Origin of the sequence: Rhizobium aethiopicum (genome assembly GCF_900094625.1) — a bacterium.
Taxonomy (GTDB): domain Bacteria; phylum Pseudomonadota; class Alphaproteobacteria; order Rhizobiales; family Rhizobiaceae; genus Rhizobium; species Rhizobium aethiopicum.
In genome coordinates, this window is sequence record NZ_FMAJ01000058.1 from 1 (window position 1) to 1,289 (window position 1,289).

General features: G+C 59.0%; 1 protein-coding gene and 2 pseudogenes. 1 reads left to right on the plus strand and 2 read right to left on the minus strand.

From position 1 onward, the window contains the following. A pseudogene (locus tag GA0061105_RS32080) lies at positions 1-95 on the minus strand (IS3 family transposase); the annotation flags it as partial. Between the two features lie 141 nt (positions 96-236). Between GA0061105_RS32080 and GA0061105_RS32085 the strand changes: the two are divergent. Continuing rightward, on the plus strand, positions 237-1,043 hold the full coding sequence (locus GA0061105_RS32085) for a sulfite exporter TauE/SafE family protein (RefSeq protein ID WP_092755370.1): 807 nt from the start codon (positions 237-239) through the stop codon (positions 1,041-1,043). A gap of 32 nt (positions 1,044-1,075) precedes the next feature. On the opposite strand, the pseudogene GA0061105_RS32090 reads toward GA0061105_RS32085, so the two are convergent. Then, positions 1,076-1,210 (minus strand): annotated as a pseudogene (locus GA0061105_RS32090) (transposase domain-containing protein); the annotation flags it as partial. Positions 1,211-1,289 lie beyond the last annotated feature (79 nt).

Here is a 1,289-nt window from a genome sequence, read left to right on the forward strand (position 1 = left end):
TGCAGGCCCAAGTCCCTGTAAATGCGGTAGGTCCGCTTGATGTTGGTACCCCAACCCTCGCGTTCCAACAGCACCTGCACACGACGATAACCGTAACCGGTGTTATGCCCCCACCTGGATAATTCCCCACCACGTTAGCGGGCGGAAGGATGCTACCCAGCACTCTATGCTGCCCTTGTAGACGCTCGGCTTCCGGATCATAGGTCATGCCACGCGATATCGTGGAGAACATAACGATGGCTAATCCGGCCTTAAAGAACGTTTCCAGCAATCGGCCCGCTGCATTTTTTGGCGGAGCCGCCATCGGCACTCTCGGGGGGCTGATCGGTCTTGGCGGCGCTGAGTTCCGGCTGCCTCTACTGATTGGTCCGTTCGGCTTCGCCGCGTTGGAAGCCGTGATCCTCAACAAGGCCATGAGCCTTGTCGTCGTCGCGTTCGCTCTGCCATTTCGAGCGGCGACCGTCCCCTTTGATCAGATCGTGACGCACTGGCCGATCATCGTCAATCTTCTGGCCGGGAGCCTAGCTGGTGCCTGGCTCGGCGCGGGCTGGGCAACCCGACTGAAGTCCGAGACGCTCTACAAGGTGATTGCGGTTCTGCTGCTCATGATCGCGGTCGTGCTGGTGTTCGGTCACGACATCGCAGCAGGTTCGGCTCTTGTCACCGGGACTGCGCAGATCGTAGCAGGCGTGGTCGCGGGCTTGGTCATTGGCATTGTCGCATCTTTGCTGGGTGTCGCTGGGGGCGAACTCCTGATACCGACCCTCATTCTTCTGTTCGGAGCGGACATCAAGCTTGCTGGAAGTCTCTCTCTGGCAGTGAGCCTGCCGACCATGATCGTTGGCTTTACCCGCTACAGCCGCGACCAAAGTTTTGCGGTTATCAGAAGCAACCGGATGTTCCTGCTCGTCATGGCCGCCGGGTCGATCCTTGGCGCATTCATCGGCGGACAGCTCCTGGGGATTGTCCCGAGTGCCGTGCTGCTGCCAAGTCTAGCCTTGATCCTTGTGATCTCCGCGATCAAGGTGTGGCGGCACGCGTAACTACGGGCGTCATGCCTGCAACCGCATGATCTTCAGCGGCCCTGCGACAGGAATTTCCAAGGTAGCAACTCATCGATCTGGCTCTGCTTATGGCCGTTGACGATAGCGGTGAGCGTGGCGGTCAAATAGGCCTGCGGATCGACGGCATTGAGCTTGATGAGGTGGATGGCTCCCTCTTCCGGCGCCATAGTGAAGGAGCGGTCACGATGATCGCTTCAACTCGGAGATGTCATCCATGAACGCAGT

What these genes read in the sequence shown, in the direction of transcription:
- GA0061105_RS32085 (WP_092755370.1), top strand. Translation starts at nt 237, where the DNA reads ATGGCTAATCCGGCCTTAAAGAACGTTTCCAGCAATCGGCCCGCTGCA.